Source organism: Rhabdobacter roseus (genome assembly GCF_014202275.1).
Lineage (GTDB): Bacteria > Bacteroidota > Bacteroidia > Cytophagales > Spirosomataceae > Rhabdobacter > Rhabdobacter roseus.
Genome location: NZ_JACHGF010000003.1, coordinates 128,120 through 146,097, shown reverse-complemented (window position 1 = coordinate 146,097; position 17,978 = coordinate 128,120). Strand labels below are relative to the sequence as shown.

General features: G+C 54.9%; 16 protein-coding genes. 12 read left to right on the top strand and 4 right to left on the bottom strand.

Annotation, left to right across the window (positions count from 1 at the left end):
- Nucleotides 1-280 precede the first annotated feature (280 nt).
- The 10 genes from HNQ92_RS10635 to HNQ92_RS10590 all read left to right on the top strand — a co-directional run bounded on the left by HNQ92_RS10635 (nucleotide 281) and on the right by HNQ92_RS10590 (nucleotide 9,450).
- Nucleotides 281-1,306: a cytochrome C gene (locus HNQ92_RS10635; protein ID WP_246439971.1), complete on the top strand. Its 1,026-nt coding sequence runs from the start codon at nucleotides 281-283 to the stop codon at nucleotides 1,304-1,306.
- An 81-nt stretch (nucleotides 1,307-1,387) separates the two neighbouring features.
- The gene (locus HNQ92_RS10630; RefSeq protein WP_184174007.1) at nucleotides 1,388-2,206 is read left to right on the top strand and encodes a ZIP family metal transporter; all 819 of its coding nucleotides are present in this window, start codon (nucleotides 1,388-1,390) and stop codon (nucleotides 2,204-2,206) included.
- 732 nt (nucleotides 2,207-2,938) lie between these two features.
- Entirely contained in the window at nucleotides 2,939-3,463 is a 525-nt protein-coding gene (locus HNQ92_RS10625; RefSeq protein ID WP_184174621.1) for an RNA polymerase sigma factor, read from the top strand.
- A 10-nt stretch (nucleotides 3,464-3,473) separates the two neighbouring features.
- Complete coding sequence (locus HNQ92_RS10620) at nucleotides 3,474-4,295, top strand: zf-HC2 domain-containing protein (RefSeq protein WP_184174006.1); 822 nt, start codon at nucleotides 3,474-3,476, stop codon at nucleotides 4,293-4,295.
- A gap of 34 nt (nucleotides 4,296-4,329) precedes the next feature.
- On the top strand, nucleotides 4,330-5,193 hold the full coding sequence (locus HNQ92_RS10615) for a DUF4097 family beta strand repeat-containing protein (protein ID WP_184174005.1): 864 nt from the start codon (nucleotides 4,330-4,332) through the stop codon (nucleotides 5,191-5,193).
- Nucleotides 5,194-5,231: 38 nt separating this feature from the next.
- Entirely contained in the window at nucleotides 5,232-6,065 is an 834-nt protein-coding gene (locus HNQ92_RS10610; protein ID WP_184174004.1) for a DUF4097 family beta strand repeat-containing protein, read from the top strand.
- Between the two features lie 104 nt (nucleotides 6,066-6,169).
- Nucleotides 6,170-7,687 (top strand): alpha/beta fold hydrolase, encoded by a 1,518-nt coding sequence (locus HNQ92_RS10605; RefSeq protein WP_184174003.1) that lies wholly within the window; start codon nucleotides 6,170-6,172, stop codon nucleotides 7,685-7,687.
- A 218-nt stretch (nucleotides 7,688-7,905) separates the two neighbouring features.
- Nucleotides 7,906-8,067, top strand: coding sequence for a hypothetical protein (locus tag HNQ92_RS10600; protein WP_184174002.1), 162 nt, complete (start codon nucleotides 7,906-7,908; stop codon nucleotides 8,065-8,067).
- A gap of 57 nt (nucleotides 8,068-8,124) precedes the next feature.
- A complete protein-coding gene (locus HNQ92_RS10595) occupies nucleotides 8,125-9,060 on the top strand; it encodes a hypothetical protein (RefSeq protein WP_184174001.1) in 936 nt (311 codons plus the stop codon).
- Between the two features lie 30 nt (nucleotides 9,061-9,090).
- Nucleotides 9,091-9,450: a hypothetical protein gene (locus HNQ92_RS10590; protein WP_184174000.1), complete on the top strand. Its 360-nt coding sequence runs from the start codon at nucleotides 9,091-9,093 to the stop codon at nucleotides 9,448-9,450.
- A 17-nt stretch (nucleotides 9,451-9,467) separates the two neighbouring features.
- Here the strand turns inward: HNQ92_RS10590 and HNQ92_RS10585 are convergent, their stop codons facing one another.
- From HNQ92_RS10585 to tsaD, 3 genes are all read right to left on the bottom strand, one after another.
- Nucleotides 9,468-10,310, bottom strand: coding sequence for a hypothetical protein (locus HNQ92_RS10585; protein WP_184173999.1), 843 nt, complete (start codon nucleotides 10,308-10,310; stop codon nucleotides 9,468-9,470).
- A 66-nt stretch (nucleotides 10,311-10,376) separates the two neighbouring features.
- The gene (locus HNQ92_RS10580) at nucleotides 10,377-11,210 is read right to left on the bottom strand and encodes an MOSC domain-containing protein (protein WP_184173998.1); all 834 of its coding nucleotides are present in this window, start codon (nucleotides 11,208-11,210) and stop codon (nucleotides 10,377-10,379) included.
- Nucleotides 11,211-11,262: 52 nt separating this feature from the next.
- Complete coding sequence (gene tsaD / locus HNQ92_RS10575; protein ID WP_184173997.1) at nucleotides 11,263-12,261, bottom strand: tRNA (adenosine(37)-N6)-threonylcarbamoyltransferase complex transferase subunit TsaD; 999 nt, start codon at nucleotides 12,259-12,261, stop codon at nucleotides 11,263-11,265.
- Nucleotides 12,262-12,336: 75 nt separating this feature from the next.
- Between tsaD and HNQ92_RS10570 the strand changes: the two genes are divergently transcribed.
- Nucleotides 12,337-16,929, top strand: a complete 4,593-nt coding sequence (locus tag HNQ92_RS10570) for a translocation/assembly module TamB domain-containing protein (RefSeq protein WP_184173996.1) — start codon at nucleotides 12,337-12,339, stop codon at nucleotides 16,927-16,929.
- A gap of 33 nt (nucleotides 16,930-16,962) precedes the next feature.
- Here HNQ92_RS10570 and HNQ92_RS10565 read toward each other — a convergent pair whose 3' ends face one another.
- Nucleotides 16,963-17,361 (bottom strand): hypothetical protein, encoded by a 399-nt coding sequence (locus tag HNQ92_RS10565; protein WP_184173995.1) that lies wholly within the window; start codon nucleotides 17,359-17,361, stop codon nucleotides 16,963-16,965.
- Nucleotides 17,362-17,431: 70 nt separating this feature from the next.
- Here HNQ92_RS10565 and HNQ92_RS10560 point away from each other — a divergent pair, with 70 nt between their 5' ends.
- Nucleotides 17,432-17,893: a DUF2147 domain-containing protein gene (locus HNQ92_RS10560; protein WP_184173994.1), complete on the top strand. Its 462-nt coding sequence runs from the start codon at nucleotides 17,432-17,434 to the stop codon at nucleotides 17,891-17,893.
- The last annotated feature ends 85 nt before the right edge of the window (nucleotides 17,894-17,978 follow it).

The following is a 17,978-nucleotide window of genomic DNA, read 5'->3' as shown; positions in this document are numbered from 1 at the left end:
ATTTCTATTGTCGTTGCGGTGGCCTTCGCTGGTAGCGGAAGACGAACCTGCGCCTTGAGGTACTTCGCCAAGCGAGCTGGTAGCGTTTGGAAAAAACGGTTTAACCGAAAAGAATGACAATTAAAGAATGCAAAGCGGCAACTGACGCGGAGGTAGGTGTTGGGTTTTGAAAAGGTACTGCATTTTTGCTGATAACCTACGACCCCAAGGCCGAGCGGCATAGACGTGGAAGTAGGCCCAAGATGTCTGATTAGTCACGTTTAGAATCCGTGCACCGCCCATGAAAGTACCCCGTTCCAGTACTGCACACATGATCAACCTGGTACTTTATACGTGCGTCGTATTCGCCAATTGTGTGCGTCCGCAGGTAAAGCAGCCCAACGGCCAGCCTCTGGACGACAACTACCAAGTCCGCTCCACGCCCGCGTTGGTGGAGCGGGGCAGGTACCTCACCCAGCACGTAGCCGCCTGCGTCGACTGCCACTCCCAGCGCGACTGGTCCCGGCTCGCCGGGCCGATCATCCCCGGCTCGTGGGGTGGCGGCGGGCAGGAGTACGGCAAAAACTACGGCCTTCCCGGCCGGGTATACGGCCGCAACATCACCCCCTACGCGCTAAAGGGCTGGTCGGATAAGGAGTTGCTGGTGGCCATTACGGCGGGCGTGGGGAAAACGGGCAAGCCGTTGTTTCCGCTCATGCCCTACGCCAACTACCACCGCATCAGACAGTCCGATGCCGAGGCAATCATCGTGTACCTGCGTACCTTGCCTCCCGTAGCCCAGGAGGTACCTCCCAGCCGCGTGCCCCTTCCCCTGCGGCTGGGTTTGCGGTTGCTCCCTCACCGGGCGACTCTCGCACCCGATTCGGGCGCCACCTCCGGCCTGGCCTACGGCAGGTACCTGACCCAGCTGGCGGGCTGCGCCGACTGCCACACCAACCGCACGGCCGGTAAGCTCCTGAAAAAGGCTCCTTTTGCGGGCGGAATGTCCATTTCTCTGGCCGCCATGACGAAGGAAGGGGGTACTTTGCGCTCCGCCAACATCACGCCCGATTCCAGCGCGGGCCTCGGTAGCTGGAGCCGCCAGGCGTTCGTGGCGCGTTTCAAGGCCTATGATTCCGCCGTATTCGTGCCACCCGCCGCGCCCGAAGGGTTCAATACCGTGATGCCCTGGACGCTCTACGCGGGCATGACCGAATCGGACCTGGGGGCCATCTACGAGTACCTTCGCACGGTAAAGCCGGTTAAGAAGCCCGTGGTTGTGTATAGTCCGAACCGTAAGAATCAACCGGGAAAAGGGGCAGAATAAAAAAAAACGTATTGCTGCGGGCCCGGTAACTAGTGAAAGCGCGAATTCAGACCGTATATTGCGGGCTTAACCTCAACATGCATGTTTGAGTCGATCATAGACTATCTGGAAAGCATTCATCCGGTTCAGGCGGCGCTCTATGCCACCTTATTCACCTGGTTCCTGACGGCGCTGGGCTCCTCGCTGGTTTTTCTTTTCAAAAACATGAGCCGCGCCGCCCTGGACGGCATGCTGGGCTTTACGGGCGGGGTGATGGTGGCGGCCAGCTTCTGGAGCCTGCTGGCTCCGGCCATTGCCATGAGCAGCGGCGAGGGTTTTGTCAAGGTACTTCCGTCGGTCGTTGGTTTTTTGGCGGGTTCGCTATTTCTCTTTGGCCTGGATAAGGTACTTCCGCACGTACACATCAATTTCAAGGAAGCCGAAGGCATCAAATCGCCCTGGCAAAGGACCACCCTGCTGGTGCTGGCCATCACGCTGCACAACATTCCGGAGGGGCTGGCGGTAGGGGTGTTATTTGGCGGGGTAGCGGCCGGCGTGCCCGAGGCCAGCATTGCGGGGGCTACCATTTTAGCCATTGGCATCGGGCTGCAAAACTTCCCGGAAGGGATCGCCGTTTCTATGCCTTTGCGACGAATGGGCATGAGCCGGAGCCGGAGCTTTCTGTACGGGCAAGCCTCGGCCCTGGTAGAGCCCATTGCCGGCGTGGTGGGGGCACTGGCGGTTTCCTTCTTTACGCCGGTACTGCCCTACGCCCTGGCCTTTGCCGCGGGGGCCATGCTCTTCGTGGTGGTGGAAGAAGTGATCCCCGAAACCCAGCAGGATCGAAACACGGACATCGCCAGCCTGGGTTTTATGGGCGGATTTGTGGTCATGATGAGCCTGGACGTAGCCTTGGGCTAGAAGCCCGAAATACCATTTCTCCACCGCTACATAAATCTTTTTAAAAGTGTATTTGCAAATTAAAAAGGAAATATTATCTTGCCCCCTTTAATGGTGTGGATATATGTCAAACAGCCTGGTCGCGGATGTGACCAGGCTGTTTTTTTGGGTGTAGAGTTATGTAGGAAAGCGCAATTAAGTAAACAGCTGTTGCAAAAATAAGGTACGGCTAAACGTAGGTATACCCCTATTTTTAGGGGGTAGTGAAAAAAAACCGCTAACCGGTAAAAGTTAGCGGATGATCTTCTGGAAGTTTTGTAACGTTACGTTGTATTTGGAATACTCCGAGCTTATGACGGAAGCCGGAAGGAAGGGTCACGCCCTGAAACTAAATTTAATACGCGCCGTTTACTTTTGATCTCCCAAGGCTACGTTGCGCTTGTTTTCAGGAGGCGAGGTAGCGTGCCGGATTTTTTTGCCTGGCAATAAAACCGACGGCTTTTTGGTAAGGTAATTGCAGTAGGTTTTTGCGTAGTTACTTCGGTAGCTATTAAATGATAGTGTGTGTATAGTAATGTTAAACCCTACTGGGCTTCCGGTAGGGTTTCTCGTTTTTGAGCTTTTGGGATCGGGGCTTCCTTTTGAAATAAAAAAAACTTTTTCTGTAACCTTCTCCGTTGTCCCCGGTTTTCACGTCAAAATCCTCAAAAACCCCATCGTATTCGCTTGGACTCACTCATGGACAATGCCCTGATGCTCAAAGTCAGAGAGGGCGACCTGGACAAAATGGGCTTGCTCTTCGAGCGATACCACCGCGAGCTGTTCGGCTTCCTGTACCACATGAGTGGCCAGCCCGATGGGAGTGAAGACATGGTGCAGACGGTGTTTTACCGGATGCTCAAGTACCGGCATACCTTTACGGGCGAGGGTTCGTTTCGTGCCTGGATGTACCACCTGGCCCGCAATGTACTGGCCGACTTCAGACAGAAGCACAAACGAAGCGCGCAGCAGTACGACCTGGCCAACTACGCCGAAAAAATTGCGGGAGGACTGGCGGCCGACGAAGCCCTGCATAAAGAGCAGGAACTAGCCGCCCTGCGGGAAGCACTCGCCAGCCTAAGCCCCGACTACCGCGAAGTACTGGTACTTAGCCGGTTTCAGGAGCTGAAATACGAAGAAATAGCCCGCGTGCTGGGTACCACCGAAGGGGCCGTGAAAGTACGGGTACACCGGGCCATGCAGGAGTTGAAAAAGTTTTTTTTTAGTATTGAACAGTAACCCCAACGACATGAACTGCGAGAATGTGAAGGAACAACTGCCCGAATGGCTGAACGAACAGCTCCCGGCCGCCGAAAGGGCCGTGCTGGACGATCACCTGGCCGGGTGCCCGGACTGTCGGCAGGAACTGAACGCCACGCGCCAGCTGTGGCAACGGCTGGAGAACATCCCAACTCCGGAGATGCGCCCCGAAGTACGGACGCAGTTTTATGCCATGCTGGGTACGTTCAAAGCGGAAGAAACGGCGCGTCAGCGTAGCCGCTGGACGGCCCTGGTCCACCGGCTGCTACCCTGGTGGAAGCCCCAGGCGGCCCTGCGCCTGGCGTACAGCCTGCTGCTGGTAGCGGTAGGAGTAGCCGCGGGCTACGGGTTGCAGTATTGGCAAATGCCTCCGCTGGCCTACAAGCAGCAGATCGACACGCTCTCGGCCCAGGTCGTGGAGATGCGCCAGATGATGATGCTCTCCCTGCTGGAAAACCCCTCGGCCACGGAGCGGCTACGGGCGGTGAGCTTTACCAAAGACATTACCGACGTAGACGGGCGCATCATCGACGCCCTGCTCACCACCCTGAACAACGACCCGAACGTGAACGTGCGCCTGGTGACGCTGGAAGCGCTGGTTGAGCTGGCCGGCGACGCCCGGGTGCGCGAAGGGCTGGTCCAGGCGCTGACGCGGCAGGAGTCGCCCCTGGTGCAGGTGGCCCTGGCGGATGTCATGGTGCAGTTGCAGGAGCGGAAGTCCATCAAGCCCCTGCGGCAACTGCTGCGGCGCGAAGATACCAACGACCTGGTGAAGGCCAAACTGGCGCAAACGATCCGGGAGCTATCCTGACCTTACCTACCCATCTAACCCCCAACTACTTGCCATGAAAAAACAATTATGGGCCCTCCTCGGGGGGCTGGTACTTGGCTGTACCCATTCAGAAGCACAAAATCAGAAATTCAGCGAGCGCGTCAGGCAGGAATTTACCCTGGTCGGTACCGCCGGGGCCAGTACGCTGGTGATCTACAACATCAACGGGTTCATCCGGGTGGAGGGTACTTCGGGCAGTACCGTTTCGCTGGAAGCACACAAACAACTCACCGCCAAAGACCAGCTGGGGCTGGATAAGGGTAAGCAGGAGTTCAAGCTGGGCTTTGAGCAACGGGGCGACACGATCTTTGCCTACCTGGCCGAACCCTACGACTCGCGGCCTTCCCGCGAGCGCCGGGACTGGGGCCGCGATAAGCTCGAATATGATTTTACCGTCGATTTTACGGTCAAAGTACCCCGCGCCATGAACCTGAACGTCTCGACGATCAACCGGGGCGACGTCACGGTGAAGGATGTATCGGGGAGTTTGCGGGTGCGCAATATCAATGGGGCCATTGGACTCACCAATGCCTCCGGCCTGACCGACGCACACACCATCAACGGCAACCTGGAAGCTACCTACGCCAGTACCCCCGCCGACGCGTCGGCGTATTACACCCTCAACGGCGACATCAAGGTGAGCTACCCCGCCAGCCTTTCGGCCGACCTCCAGTTCAAGAGTTTCCAGGGCGAATTTTACACCGACTTCCCTCAGGCCGAAACTTTGCCCGCTCAGGTAGTTAAAAACAAGGAAAAGCGGGGCGATAAAACGGTATACAAACTCAACAAAACGACCGCCGTGCGCATCGGGAACGGCGGCAAAACGCTCCGTTTCGAGACCTTCAACGGCAACGTATACATCAAAAAACAATCCTGAAATTTTTAGTTAGCCAAAACCTGTAAACAAGACGTACCATGAAAAGCATAAGTACCCTGATCCTCCTCCTGCTCCTGTCCGGAGTAACGCCGCTCGTTGCCCAGCAAGAAGTGAAAGAACAATTGACCGTCCCCCTGTCGGATCCCGGCAAGCCCGGTACCCTGGAAGTAGGCCTGGTGAATGGCTCCATTCAGGTGCAGGGATACAACGGCAAGGAGGTCATGATTGAGGCGGTGGCTGGTGCCGAAACCAATAAAGAAAAGAATAAACCGGCCAATGAACCGGCCGGTGGCATGAGGCGCATTACCCCCAACGCGGGCCTGGACTTGTCGGCTGAGGAAAAAGGAAACCGGGTTAAGATTGAGTCCAACAGCTTTACGAGACCGGTGCATTTGACCATCAAAGTACCTCAACGGTTTTCGCTGAAGCTCAGCACGGTCAATGGGGGTACTTTGAGCGTCGAAAACGTAAGCGGGGATTTTGAACTCAATAACGTCAACGGGCCCATCGAGCTCACCAACGTGGGCGGCTCGGCGGTGGCCAATACCATCAACGGGCCCATCAAGGCCGTCTTCCGCGAGCTGAACAGCACCGCCCCGATGGCTTTTTCTACGCTCAATGGCCCCATCGACGTCACCTTTCCGGCTACGGCCAAAGCCAGCGTAAAAATGAAGTCGGACCGGGGTGACATCTTCAGTGATTTTGACATGACGATCGACAAAAGCCAGCCCCAGGCCACCCGCACCAGCCAGTCGGGCATGTACCGCGTAGCCGTAGAAAGCTGGGTGAACGGGAAGATCAACGGCGGCGGGCCGGAGATCATGATGAAAAGCATGCAGGGCAATATCTACGTGCGGAAAGCGAGCCGTTAGCGGTCATTGTAAAACGACACCAAACAAGTTTGCAAGACTGACAAATATTCTGCACACAGAATTTAAACCAAACAGGTAAAATATTATCAAATAAATATAAGCAAATGACAACAAACAGTTTGAAATACTTTTTTAATATTCATCTTACCTTGTATCTAATTTTTGGAATTAGCTTAACTGGTATAGGTCAGAAACAAGATGTGCCAAGAATAGAAACCTGCGATTGTAATTTTAAATTGGACCCTAATTATTTAGCAATTGCTCCTCCTTCTCTAAAATCAGACACTATATTTCAGAACAACATAGATAAAGGCTTTAAAACCGAATGTGGTTATTTAATAGTCCCTGAAAACAGAAAAAAGACAAATTCAAAAACCGTCAAACTTCCATTTGTTATCGTAAAAAGTAAAAATTCAAATAAAAAGACAGACCCTGTTTTTTTTACAGCAGGAGGGCCAGGAATTAGTTCTCTTGGTTGGGCAAATGGGATTACGAAAAGTACACTTATTCTAGATAGGGATTGTATTGCTTTTGAGCAACGGGGGACTAAATATGCTATACCTTATTTAAGAAGGTTTGACTTGGATATTGCAATGAGAGAGTCATATAGAAAAAATTTACCCAAAGACAGTATGGCAATTGTTGGGGTAAAACAATATAAAAAAAGTTTGGAAAAGGCTGGTATAGACCTTTCAGGATATAATACAGATGAAACCGTTTCTGATATTCATGATTTATTGGACATTTTAAAGATTGACTCTGTCAATCTTTTTGGTGGTTCTTACAGTGGTGGTTTGATGCTTGCTGTTTTACAAAAGGATGCTTCTAAAATACGGTCGTTGGTTTTAGATTCTCCCCTTCCTACATTTGTAGCTATTGATGAAGACGAGCCTGCAAATTTTCTCCAAGCCTTAAATGTTATTTTCAAACGGGTAGAGAATGATTCAATTAACAAAGAGTTGTATGGAAATTTGAAAGAAAATTTCAACCAGTATTTTACATCAATTATTGACAAAAAGTTTTATATAAAGTATGTTGAAAAAGGAACAACAGACACCTTGAATATTGAGTATACAAAAAATGAAATATTGGATTTTATTGTAAGTGAACTTTCGAACCCCCAAATTCCATTTATCATCACAGAAATTATCAAAGGGAACCATAGCCTTTATGCAAGAAAAAAAATTGATAATATTTTCAATAAGAATCCTGCACCAGATGGGATGAGAATATCAGTATATTGTGCAGACCAGGCTAATTATAATAATGAAGATGTAATTAGTCAATTTCATACGTTGTATCCTTATATGAAAAACTATCATATAAATGATGTTTATAAATCTATTTGTGATTGTTGGAAAGTGCCACCTGTGAGTCCAAAAACAAAACAACCATTCTATTCTGACAAGCCAGTGTTAATAGGTGATGGCGAAATGGACCAAGCTTGTAACCCGATTTATATGTCAATGATAAAGCATTATATGCCTAATGCCCAGCCATTTCTATTTAAAAATCGTTTTCACATGGTTGGAGGTAAAGATTTCTATGAAATGACACAACAATTTATTGACAATCCATATAGAAAGGTTGAAACAAAAAATAAAGACATCCTAGCTTATTGACAAAAATTAAATGTATGAAATACCCAATAAGAACAACGAACCGCTAACATCGTATTGGCAATAGTGGGGCTGACAGTTGTAAATTCAACATTTATAATTCTATTAGGCATTTGTGCAAATGATGGGCTGACGTTTTTCAAATGCCCCACCACCGCCAATACGTAACCGCTAGAAGTACCTGGGCAACCAGCCCCGGATGCCACCCGGATTTATTAGCCATGAAAAGTACCCCCGCTGGTGGGCAGGTACCTGGGTTTGCCGCCGGGGTACTGGTCCGCCGCCGGGGGTACTTCAATTCGCGGGGAGGGGTGAACAATCGGCGGCAGCGATTCGTCAGTTGGCGCAAGAGGAGCTTGAAGTGGGGCGGGACGGCGGCTTAAGTTTGTGGCGAAACTAGCCATGAATGTCCGCTCCGGCGGCACTAAACCAATCTCCCCATGAAAACGATTTTTCGCCTTTTACCCCTGCTCTTCCTGGGCCTGCTGGCCTGCCACCAACCCGGCCCCAACGTAGAACCTAGCCCCGGTACCGGCGGTGGTACCCCCACCGAAGTAGGTAAGCCCATCGGGGCCGTCACCACCAAAATCATCGGCGCGGCCGGCGGGTACCTCAGCACCCCCGACGGCAAACTGACACTCACCTTCCCGGCGGGTGCTCTGACCACCGACACGCCCGTTACGATACAGCCCGTCGAGAACAAGGCCATCAACGGCCTGGGCATTGGCTACGAGTTTGGCCCCGACGGGACCAAATTTGCCAAGCCCGTGACGTTCACCTACCATTACGAAGCCAACGAGCTGTTGGGTACCACCCCGCAGGCCATGGCGTTGGCGTCGCAGAATGCGCAGGGGATCTGGGTGATGGAGCGCTTCGTGAAAGTAGACCCCGCTACCCGTACCATCACCGGTAAGCTCGATCACTTCAGCTGGTGGTCCATCATCACCCTCTTTCACATGACACCCGAAGCGGGAGTCGTGGGGCCGGGCCAAAGCCTCAAGCTGCGAGTCACGCAGGCGGCTGAGCTCCCGGATATGCTCACGAGCACGAACGTCGATGACCTGCCGCTGTTGGCCGAACTTTCGGTAAAGGCCACCAAAAACGCGCTGATCAAGGAAATCAGCCTGAATGGCAATAGTAAGTGGTCGGACCTGCTCAACCCAGCCAACCCCAACGGATATCTGGGCTACGATGCCAGCGGCAAAGAGGCGGTGATCGAGTACTTTGCCCCTGCTAGAATACCAGAGCAAAATCCGGTAGCGGTGAGCGTAACGCTAGCGTTGCCCAGCAAGGCGCAGTTTATGCTCGTCAGTAACATCAGCGTGATGCGGGAAAATAGCTTTACTGTTAAAGGAACTACCTTTGATGACGTGTAGGCCACGGCGATCTTCTCGGGCGGACAATTTGTGCTGTCGATGATTGACCTGGCCAAACCCGCCGAAATGGGGAATCTGTACGCACGGGTTCATCTGACGGGTGAAGGCACGGCGGCTTTTGTGGCGGGCGAAACCGGCGTGGCGGCGGGAATGAAAGGCGGAAAGGTACAGGGCAAATCGAACTTTACAATTTGCGGAAATCCCCAAACGGAATCGGGCAGCGTGACTATTTCCAAGCTATACAAGCAGGACGGAAAAACCGTCGTGGAAGGTACCCTGCAAGGGTCGGTGGTAGAAGAACACGCCACCGACCCCAAAGATTGTAACGTCGTAACTACCCACGAAACCTTTTCGGTCAGTGCGCGGTTCAAAGTCGCCATATCTCAGTAAAGGTACCTGGAGCGGTTTTAAAGTACCAGCACCGGGATCACAAAAACCAGCTCGCCCCACATCCGAAAGCGCTCGTTATGGATGATTTTCTCGGGGTTGCGAAGCATCCAGAGGTGAGCCAGCGACATCACCAGCAGCATCACGGCCAGCCGCTGCACGTAGCGGTAGTCGGTAAGCAGGCAGACGGTGAGGCAGCAGAGCCCCGCCAGCAGTGTGATGCCGTTCAGGATCGACACCGTGCGCTTGCGTTGCAGCCAGCGGGCCAGGTTGTAGACCTCGCGGTAGCGTAGCGACTCGAAGTGCGAGAAAAGCAGCAGGCTTTGGAGCGTAATGATGAAAAACAAAGTACCCAACACCACGCTTTCCCAGCTCAGTTCGTCGCCCAGAAACCAGGTACTTCCCCACACCCCCGCCGCGTAAATGAACGACGTGAGCGGCTCCTTGAGCGCCTGCCGGTGGCTCTTCACGGGCAGGCGCGACACCAGCCAAAGATACAGCGCCACGAGCGCCACCATCCCGGCCCCAAACGCCCATAGCTCCCTGGGAATGAGCCACGACAGGCAGGCCGCCAGCAAAAGTACCCCCAGCAGCGCCTTGCCGATCTGCGACTCGTACGTACGGCTAAACGTGTGCCGCGGCGTGACGGGCTGGCCGGGGCGGCGGTTGTCCAGCAGGCGGTCCAGGGAGTAGATACCAAAGACGACCAGCGCCAGCACCAGCGTCACCCAGCCGTGGGTAGGCGTACGGCCGTTGGGCAGGTGGTTGGCGGCCAGGTGGCACACCACGGCCCCAGCCACGACGTCGAGGCTGAGCCAGTGGAGATGGATGGGGTGGAAACGGTAGGTAGTTTCGGGGGGCACGGTATACAGTACAGGGGGTAGTTGACTAAAATTTGGGTACAGAGGTACTTTGGAAAAAAAGGTACTTTAAGGGGTACTTGGCACGAGGGGTACTTGGCCCTGCTCCGCTACGGTCACGGTGTCGCCCTCGGCCAGGCGGCCCAGCGTTTGCGGCAGCAGGTTTTGTCCAAACAGAATCTTGTTCTGCTGCTTGCGGTAGGTCGCCAGGGTACGCAGCGGCTCGGGGCCGGTGGCAGCCGTGTCGGGGTCGATGGTGGTGAGTACGCAGCGGGCGCAGGGCTTCACACCCTGGAAAAGTACCTCTCCCACGGTAAATGTCCGCCACTGATCTTCGGCGTAGGGCAAGGTACCCGTCACCACCAGGTTGGGCCGGAAGCGCTTCATGCTCAGCGGCTCCGGCAGGCGCGCGTTGAGGTCGTCGAGGGAGGCCTGGCTGATCAACAGGCAGGGGTACCCGTCGGCAAAACTCACCACCTCTTGCGCCTGGGCGTAGCGCGGATCGACGAGCCGCCGGGTACTTTCGGGCATCAGCACCAGCCGCACGGCCCGCCCCAGCTTGTCGCTCAGCCAGCGGTCGGCCTCGGGGCTGACGGCGACAGCGGGTACTTCGTCGTCCCAGATCGTCACGCGGAGCGGCGTGGGGGTACTTGGCTCGAAAGGTACCTGGAGCACATCCTCCGGGGCGTGGCGGTGCCAAAGGCGCAGGCCGTCGGCATCCAGGCCCACGTCCAGCAGGGCCATCTCATGTACCTTTCGCTGGGTGATGAACCGACCGTTCTCGTCGACGATCATCCAGCGGCGGTCGTGCTGGAGGCCGCGCTGCTGCACCGTTGCTTCGGGCAGCCTGATTCCGCCGAGCGATTTGACGGGGTAAATCCATATTTCGGAAAGCGTATACATACGGGGGTAGGTACTTGAGTGGTAGGTACTTGGGGTTGTTTTAAAATCCGTTTCAAAACACCATCCGGGCCAGCGGGCTCACGGTTTGGTCGGTAAAGTCGCTCTGGAGGTACTTGTAGTGGGCGGCCATCGCGATCATGGCGGCGTTATCGGTGCAGTACTCAAAGCGCGGAATGTGCACCGTCCAGCCCAGTTTGTCGCCCGTGTCTTGCAAGGCTTTCCGCAGGCCCGAATTGGCCGACACGCCGCCCGCAATGGCGATCTCCCGAATGCCGGTTTGCTGGGCCGCTTTGCGCACTTTTCTTAGTAAAATATGAATCAGCGAATGCTGAATGCTGGCGCAGATGTCGTCGCGCTGTTCCTCCACAAAGGCGGGATTTTCCTTCGTTTTTTTCTGCAAAAAGTACATAAAGGACGTCTTAATGCCGCTAAAGGAGTAGTTCAGGTCGGGGATTTCGGGCAGGGGAAACTCAAACGCCAGCGGGTTGCCCGCCTGCGCGTAGCGGTCGATGAGCGGCCCGCCGGGGTAGGGCAGGCCCATCAGCTTGGCGGTTTTGTCGAAGGCTTCGCCCACGGCGTCGTCGAGGGTTTGGCCGATGATCTCCATGTCGAGGTAGTCGCGCACGAGCACAATTTGCGTATGGCCACCGCTGACGGTAAGGCACAAAAAGGGGAACTGGGGCCGGGGGGCTTCGATGAAGTGCGCCAGCACGTGGGCCTGCATGTGATTGACCTCAATGAGCGGCACGTCCAGCCCCAGGGCCAGCGACTTGGCGAAGGAAGTACCCACCAGCAGCGCCCCCAGCAGGCCGGGGCCGCGCGTAAAAGCGATGGCTTGCAGGTCTTTTTTTGCTACCTTTGCGTCGTTAAGGGCCTCGGCCACCACGGGTACAATGTGCTGCTGGTGCGCCCGGGAGGCCAGCTCAGGTACTACGCCGCCGTAGAGCCGGTGGATAAGCTGGGTAGCCACAACATTGGAGCGGACTTGGCCGTTAGATACCACAGCGGCGGAGGTTTCATCACAAGACGATTCGATAGCTAAAATAGTCATACAGATCGGAAAAATTTACGCAAATTTACGTATTTTAAGGCAATATGGGAGGGAGAATCCTCCCCGAAGCGCTACATGGTCAACTATCTGAGAGCGATTGGGAATGGTTTAATGGTATTGATGATCTTCCTGCTGCTTACGCTGGGGATCGTCACCATTGCGTTTCAGTTTCCGTCGGTCCAGACCTGGCTTGTCCATAAAGTGACCCTGAAAGTATCCAAAGCGGTTGGGTACCCGATTGAGATACAAAAGATTAGCATAAAATGGTTTGATGTAGTGTCGTTGCAGGGCGTGTCCATCAAAGATACGCAGCAGCGGCAGATGATTGACGTGGGGCGCATCGACGTTAACCTGAACGTGTGGAATATTCTGGAGAATTCGTCGCGCGAAATCCGGCTGGACGAAGTGACGCTCTACCAGCCCGACGTGCGCCTGATCAAAAACCCCCAAACGGGCGACCTGAACATGGATGAGTTCATTGCCCGCATCCAGCAGCTCACGCAGGGCGATACCACCAACTCCATCCCCGACCAGAACATTCCCTTCAAAATCAGCAGAGCCTCGCTGGTAGAAGGTACCTTTCACTACGACGATCCGCGCGAGCCCCGCATCCGCGACGCCACGGTATTTGACTACAACCACTTTCAGCTCAACAAGATCGCCGCCAACCTGGAAGACTTCCTGCTGCTGGGGGATACCATCCGCTTTCAGGCCCAGAAGCTCACGACTATCGACCAGCAGACGGCCCTGAAGGTACACCGCCTGGACACGCGCTTTCTGTACTGCGTCAAGAAAATCGAACTGGCCGAACTGAGCGCCCAGATCGGGCAGTCGTTCATTGGCAACTACGTGAGCTTCAACTACGACCGGCCATCGGCCCTGGGTGAATTCAACAGCCAGGTGCGGATGAAAGGCCGCGTAGCCAACAGCCGGGTACATTCCGCGGACCTGGGCCTTTTTGCGCCTTACCTGCTCACGCTCAACGAGACCTGGCGCATCAGCGGCGATTTCGACGGCATCGTGCACGACTTCCGGGTGGCTCGCACGCGGCTTTCGTTTGGTGAAAACAGCCTGCTGGTGGGCGATTTTGGGTTTCGGGGCCTGCCCGATACGGATAAAATGGTCATGGATTTTCGGCTGGACCCTTCGCAGGTTCAGACCACCGACCTGGTGCAGTACTATCCCGAAACCGACCTGCATGAGACTTTTCAGAAATTCGGGCTCGTAAAAATGGCGGGTACTTTTCAGGGCGATACCCGGGATTTTACGCTCGCCAGCAAGGTAAGTACCGACATCGGGGACGTCACAACCGACCTGGTGTTTCGCATCCGGGATTCGCCCAACTCCACCTACAAAGGCCAGCTCCGCACCACCGATTTTGACCTGGGTGTGTTGCTGGATGACCCCGAAACCTGGCAAAAAATTGATTTTTCCGGAAAAGTGGACGGCCGCGGCTTCGATCTGACGTCGGCCTCGACCAACCTCATCGCTACCGTAAGCCGCGTGGGTTTTAACCGCTACGACTACCGGAACATTGCCCTGCGGGGAAACCTCCAGAAAGCCTACTTCAACGGGCAGGTCAGTAGCCTGGACAGCAACCTCATCGTGAATCTGGACGGAGAATTTGATCTGTCGGGAGCGAATAATTTCTTTGATGTACAGGGAATCATCGAACGGGCCAACCTGGACGTGCTGGGTTTTGCCAAAGAGCCGCTGTCGCTGCGTACCCAGCTCGATGTGCAGCTGGCGGGCAACACCGTCGACGAGCTGGTAGGGCGGGCCCAATTTCTGAATACCTACCTCCTGACGGCCAAAAACAAACGGAATCTGGTGATGGATACGCTACAGTTGACGTCGGTCCAGGAGGGAGAGCAACGGACCATCCAGCTCGCCAGCGAATTCCTGACGGCGCGGGCCAAGGGGAATTTTGTGCTGACCGAAGCCGTGGCGGATCTAAACCAACTGATGACCGAGTACCAGCTCTATTTTTTTGGCAACGTAGCCGACCGCACCCAGTACTACGCCCAGAAGGCCAGCCCGCCGGTGAAGGAGCGCTACGAGATCAATTATGCCGTCGATGCCCGAAACCTGCAGCAATTCCTGGCTTTCCTCTACCCGGAGGGATACCTCTCGCCCGGAACACACCTGGAAGGTACTTTCCGGATGGACAATACGGCCCTGCTGACGCTCAACGCCAAGGCTGACACGCTGCGGATAGGTACCAACGAGTTTGTGACCGCCGAGCTGGACATCACTACCTCCAAGTTTGTGAATAGCTCGGAGGTACTTGCCTCGGCCCTGATTACGTCCAGCCGGCAGCAGATCAGCGTCCTGGCTCCCACCGAGCGCCTGGAGGTAGAGGCCGTCTGGGACGAAGACCACATCAACTTCAACAGCGCGCTGCGCCAGGTCAATAGTACCAACCGCGCCCGGCTCAACGGCGACATTCGCTTCCTGGATACCGGCCTGGCCATTCGCCTGCAAAACTCCCGGCTCAACCTGCTGGACGAAATGTGGCAGGTCAACCCCAACAACCTGATTTCGATCAACGGTCCACTGGTGAATTTCAACAACCTGACGCTGCAAAGTGCCAACCAGCGGCTGTCGCTGAACGGCAGCGTTTCCAAAGATTCTACCCAAAACCTGCTCTTTGAGGCTCGCAACTTCCGGCTCGCTACGCTCAATCCGGTGCTGGATACCAAGCTCGGCGGGATTCTGGACGGTGCCGTGAAGCTCAGTGACGATCTGCATTATGCCGAGTTGAGCGCTAATTTTAGCGTAGAAGGCCTGAGCTACGGCAAGTACGAGCTGGGGAACTTTGAAGGTACGGGGGAGTGGGATCAGCTCACGGAACAGTACTACGTTGACGCCCACCTGGACAAAAACCTCCGGCGCGCTTTTTCACTTTCGGGCTATTACAACCCGAAGCGCAAAGAAAATGCCCTGAACCTGAAAGCGATTTTTAACAATACCGACCTGAAGGTACTTGAGCCGTTTAGCGAAGGCCTGCTCTCGGACGTGAGCGGGCAGGCGCAGGGCACGGTGCTGGTGAAGGGTACTTTGGAGAATCCCATTTTGAGCGGAGAAGTGGCCGTGCAGCGCGGACGCATGAAGTTTGACTACCTGCAGTCGGTCTTTACGTTTAATGACAAAGTGTACTTCAGTGAGAGCGAAATTACGGCCAAAAACATGCTGCTCACCGACCAGGACGGCAATACCGCCACGCTGCGGGGAGGTGTGTACCACGATAGCTTCCGGTACTTTACGCTGGGATTTAACGCCGATCTTCGCAATTTTAAAATCTTGAATACCACCGATAAAGACAACGACCTGTTCTACGGCACGGCTTACGTCACGGGGCAGGTAGGGGTATCGGGGCCGATCGACAACCTGAGCATCGAGGCGAGCGTCACCAGCAACCGGGGTACCCGCATCTACATCCCGCTGGACGGCGCTACCGAGGTAGCTACCCAGGACTACATCCAGTTTGTGAGCCAGCTCCCCAAGGAAGACAGTACCCGGCTGGCGGGCGACCCGCCCAAGACCAACGGCGAGTACGGCGACATCAAAATGGATTTTAACTTCAACATTACCCCCGACGCCTACTGCGAAATCCAGCTGGACCGCCAGGCAGGTGACATCATCAAGGCCTATGGCAGCGGGCGGCTCAACATGAAGATCGACACCAAAGGGGCTTTTACCATGGCCGGTACCTACGAGATCGTGCGCGGCGACTACACCTTTACTTTCCAGAATGCCCTCAACAAAAAGTTTGATATAAAACCCGCCAGCCGTATTACCTGGTCGGGGGATCCCTACCAGGCCTTGCTGGACGTGAAAGCGGGCTACACGCAGCTCACGTCACTGGATGGCGGGGTACTTCCCATCAGTACCACGTCCGGCTCGGGCAATTTGCTCTCGCGCCGGTACCCCGTGGAGGTGATCATCTCCCTGACCGACCGCCTCATGACGCCCCAGATTGGCTACGAGCTGGTGGTGAAGGAATATCCGGCCTCGGCGGAGTACCGCAGCGCCGTGGCGGCCTTTGAAAACCGCCTGCGCAGCGACGAGCAGGAGCTAAGCCGCCAGGTGAGTAGTCTTATTTTATTCAACCAGCTACTAAGCCCGCAGGAGGTATTTCTGGCCCAGCCCAACCAGAGCCAGCTCTTCATTGGGAGTAGCATCAGCGAGCTGGTCTCCAACCAGATCAGCCGCTGGGCTTCCGCCCTGAACGAAAACCTGGAAGTAGGCGTGGCGGGCCTTTCGCTGGATCAAAATGCGCTCACCAACCTACAGCTGCGGTTTTCGTACCGTTTCCTGAACGACCGCTTCCGGATCACGCGCGACGGCCGCTTTACCTACGGCCCTAACCAGTACGACGCCACCAGCCTGCTGGGCGAATGGACGCTCGAATACTGGCTCACCCAGGGGGGGAGCGTACGCCTGAAAGCCTACAATCGCAACGTCCAGAACGCGCTGCTGCTGAGCAATACCCTCACCACGGGCGGGGTGAGTATGCAGTTTACGCACAGCTTCAACCGCCTGAGGGTACTTCCCCGGTCTGGTGTAGAAGTACCTTCCGCGCCGGACTCCGTAGAGGTAGACTCCGCCGCTTCCACCAGCAAGTTTAGCTTGCGTCAGGAGAAGAAAGTACCTGAAAATAAGTAAGAAGCTGGTTAAATAAAAGTACCTGGCGCGGAGCTACTGGCCCCGGTACTGCACCGCCAGGCCGCGCATGGTGTAGCCTTCAGAGGTAGCTGAGGTGTAGTACTTGTACTGCACGTTGATGAGCGCATCCGCGCCCAGCTTCTGGGCTTTCAGCACCAGCTGGGCCGTCAGCAACTGCTTTCCTTCGGCGTCGTTGCCCCGGTAGAGCATTCGGCTGCTGTTTTTTTGCTGCCGCTCGTTCAGGGCTTCGTCGCGGGTTATTTCTACCCATTGCAGCTCCGAAAAAGGGCGATCCGGCGCTTGGTTTTCGTAAAAAAGGTCGATGGGATAAGCCGGTCCCGACCGCAGCGGAATGGCTGGACGAAAACATCCCAGCGCTATTCCCAGCGTTCCCAAAAGCAGCAGCTTACCCAAAATCTTCTTCGTAACCATAAACGTCTTTCTCCTTTTTTCGTTAGAATACTTATAAAACGGATTTTGAACTCTTTAATTCCTTCTAGTCATGAGCAAAAAATCACCTCAGGTACTTGTCGGCCTTTTGCTGGCCGCCCTGGTAGGCTTGTCTTTTTCTTTTGTACCCGCCAACAACCCCGACGCCGTGGTAGGTACCTGGCTCACGGGCTCCAAGAAAGGCCACGTGCAAATTTACAAACAAGGCGGACAGTATTTTGGAAAAATTATCTGGCTGAAAGAACCCAACGACCCGAAGACCGGTGCCCCCAAGCTGGATGCCAACAACCCTGACGCCAATAAACGCAAGCAGCCGCTACAGGGGCTGGTAAATTTGCGGGACTTCACGCACGCGGGCGGCAATACCTGGGACAACGGCAAAATCTATGACCCCGAAAACGGCAAAGAGTACAGCTGCAAAATGACCCTGCGCGACAACAACACCCTGGACGTGCGCGGCTACGTGGGGATTTCGCTCCTGGGCCGGACCGATACCTGGCAGCGGGTGAAGTAGCAGGGGTACTTGCCCGGCCCGCAAGTACCCAAAGTACCCTTTTTTTAGCTAAAAGTTGTGTTAATAATTTTTAACTAAACCATTC